Annotated in this window: 2 protein-coding genes; one reads left to right on the forward strand and one right to left on the reverse strand. The window is 54.1% G+C overall.

Going from position 1 to position 3,328, the window contains the following annotated elements:
• Positions 1-445 precede the first annotated feature (445 nt).
• The gene (locus tag ACIQ0R_RS12000; protein ID WP_395827720.1) at positions 446-1,774 is read left to right on the forward strand and encodes a dicarboxylate/amino acid:cation symporter; all 1,329 of its coding nucleotides are present in this window, start codon (positions 446-448) and stop codon (positions 1,772-1,774) included.
• Between the two features lie 244 nt (positions 1,775-2,018).
• Here the strand turns inward: ACIQ0R_RS12000 and ACIQ0R_RS12005 are convergent.
• Positions 2,019-3,328 (reverse strand): peptide chain release factor 3 (locus tag ACIQ0R_RS12005; protein WP_395827723.1); only part of this gene is annotated, 1,310 nt, incomplete at its 5' end.

Below are 3,328 nucleotides of genomic sequence, written 5' to 3' on the forward strand. Positions count from 1 at the left end.
CTCACTGAGCAACATCAGGAAAAACAGGCGGCATAAAAGCCACCTGTTGGAAGATGAAAAATCGAGGGAAGCTCATATCTTAACTGCTGTTTTATGAAAATTTCTGCTGAGAAAATTTATTTGACTGAAAATCAAGGGCGAACACGATCTGGCAAGTTTCAAACCGTTGCTAACGGCATGGCGAGCCGTTGTAAAGATTATTGTGTAAGTTAAAATTCTTCATTATTTATTGTAATTTGCTTGAATCCTCGGCGCGTTATCAGCTAAAGTTACGCACTTTTTTATATTTTTTGGTATTCCCGATTCGGGATAGGGATTGGGTTCAGAATCGATAGAGATAAAAAAGCAGCCTGTTATATGATTGGCAAAGAAGGTTCCGCTACGCTTGTTTGGGTAGCAGGCCGTGACGATATTCTAAAAAAACGTAGTGAATCGGAGAGGACAAATGGCAAAACCCGCGCTGTACAAATCGCTTTATGTGCAAGTATTGATCGCCATCGTGATTGGCGTCTTGCTTGGACATTTTTATCCGGAATCCGGGGCTGCAATGAAGCCGCTCGGCGATGGATTCATCAAATTGATCAAGATGATCATTGCGCCGGTGATTTTCTGTACTGTCGTGATCGGCATCGCCGGCATGGGGGACATGAAAAAAGTCGGCAAGACCGGCGGCCTGGCTTTGCTGTACTTTGAAATCATGAGCACCTTGGCCTTGATTCTCGGCCTGGTGGTAGTCAATCTGTGGCATCCAGGCACTGGCATGCACGTTGACTTGTCATCGCTGGACGCCAAGAGCATCGCCGCCTACACTGGCCCGGGCAAATTGGAATCGACCAGTGATTTCCTGTTCTATATCATTCCTGACAGCTTCGTGGATGCGTTCGCCAAGAACGAGATTCTGCAGGTGTTGCTCATTGCGATCCTGTTCGGCTTCTCACTGCATAAGTTCGGTGGCCGTGGCACGCTGGCGTTCGATTTCATCGAGAAATTCTCGCATGTGTTGTTCGGCATGGTTGGCCTGATCATGAAAGTCGCTCCAATCGGTGCTTTCGGTGCGACGGCTTTCACCATCGGTAAATACGGCGTTGGTTCGCTGCTGTCTCTGGGTCAGTTGATGGGCGCGTTTTACCTGACATGCCTGGTATTCATCTTCGTGATTCTGGGTGGGGTGGCTAAGGCGCATGGCTTCAGCGTCTGGAAGTTCATTAAGTACATCAAGGAAGAATTGCTGATCGTGCTGGGGACATCGTCTTCTGAGTCGGTGCTGCCGCGTTTGATGGGTAAGCTGGAAAACCTTGGCGCCAAAAAATCGGTGGTCGGCCTGGTCATTCCTACTGGTTACTCGTTTAACCTGGACGGCACGTCGATCTACCTGACCATGGCTGCAGTCTTCATTGCCCAGGCAACCGATACTCCGATGAGCCTGTTCCAGCAACTGACGCTGCTGACAGTCCTGCTGCTGACGTCGAAGGGCGCCGCCGGCGTTACCGGTAGCGGCTTTATCGTCTTGGCAGCGACCTTGTCGGCTGTGGGGCATGTGCCGGTGGATGGATTGGCGCTGATTCTGGGTATCGACCGTTTCATGTCGGAATCCCGTGCGCTGACTAACACCATCGGCAATGGCGTGGCAACTCTGATCGTCGCTAAGTGGACCGGCGAACTTGATGAGCAGCGTTTGCACAGCCAGCTGGATGGTAAGGCGATTGATTCCGAGCAAGAACTGGCTGCGCGCGATGCAGCGATTGCGCGGGCTGATCAGCGCGATCACGCGTAACTCACCCGATGGGCACTCGTGCTCATCGGGTGGCGGGGCTAAAAATAAAAAGGAGATGCATTGCGCATCTCCTTTTTATTTTCGTCCAGCGGGCGGGCAATTGAGTGCCGACCCGCTGTAACGGCAAATGATCCCGGCATGTGCGGGGTGCGCGTGGGTATGGATGCCCACCCTACGCCAAGCATCAATGAAAAGGGAGATGCATCGCATCTCCCTTTTCATTGATGCTTGGCGCAACCGAGGCTTAACTCAGCTTGGCAGCATGCTCCCGCGTTTCATGGAACACCACCTGCGGCCAGCGTTCCTGCGTCAGGCGCAGGTTAACCCCGGATGTCGCCAGGTAGGCCATGTTGCCGGCGGCATCATAGGCGACGTTGTGGCCGGCGGATGATTTCTCGAAATCGGCCAGGATTTTTTTGTCGTCACAAGTGATCCAGCGCGCACTGCTGATACTGGTGCCTTCGAACACAGCATCGACGCCATACTCGTTGAGCAGGCGGCTGGCCACCACTTCAAATTGCAACACGCCGACGCCGCCTAGCACCAGATCGCTGCTGGTGACCGGCTTGAACACCTGAATCGCGCCTTCTTCACCTAGCTGTTGCAGGCCTTTATGTAATTGCTTGATCTTGAGCGGATTACGGATGCGCACTGAACGGAAGAAGTCCGGCGCGAAGTAGGGGATGCCGGCGAACTGCAGCAGTTCGCCTTCTGAGAAACTGTCGCCGATCTGCATGTTGCCGTGATTCGGCAAGCCGATGATATCGCCGGCGTAAGCTTCCTCAACTTGTTCGCGGCTTGATGCCATGAAGGTCACCACGCTCGATACCTTGATCTCGCGGTTCAGGCGTAGATGCTTGATTTTCATGCCGCGCTGGAAGTGGCCGGAGCACACGCGCAAGAAGGCAATGCGGTCGCGGTGCGCCGGGTCCATATTGGCCTGGATCTTGAACACGAAACCAGAGAATGCGGCTTCCTTTGGCTGCACGGTTCGCACCGTGGCATCGCGTGCGCCGGGCGGTTGCGCCCAGTCGATCAGCGCATTGAGGATTTCGCGGATACCGAAATTGTTGATGGCAGAACCGAAGAACACCGGAGTTTGTACGCCCGCCAGGAAAGCGTCCTGGTCGAACGGATGCGAGGCGCCGTGCACCAGCTCGACTTCCATCCGCAGTTGCTCGATTTCGCGCGGGAACATGTCGTCGAGGCGCGGATTGTCGATGCCCTTGATGACTTCAAAGTCCTGATCAGCCTTATCGTTTCCTGCGGCAAACAGCAGGATTTCGTCACGTAACAGGTGGTACACACCGCGGAAAGTCTTGCCCATGCCGATCGGCCAGGTGACCGGCGCGCACTGAATCTTCAGCACCGATTCCAGCTCGTCGAGCAATTCCAGCGGGTCGCGGGTTTCGCGATCCATCTTGTTCATCAAGGTGATGATCGGCGTGTTGCGCATGCGGCAGACGTTGAGTAGCTTGATGGTCTGAGTCTCCACACCTTTGGCGGCATCAATCACCATCAGCGCCGAGTCAACTGCCGTGAGCACGCGGTAGG

This window comes from Collimonas sp. (genome assembly GCF_044339385.1).
Classification (GTDB): domain Bacteria; phylum Pseudomonadota; class Gammaproteobacteria; order Burkholderiales; family Burkholderiaceae_D; genus Collimonas.

Coding starts and splice junctions, on each gene's coding strand:
- ACIQ0R_RS12000 (WP_395827720.1), top strand. CDS start 446: ATGGCAAAACCCGCGCTGTACAAATCGCTTTATGTGCAAGTATTGATC.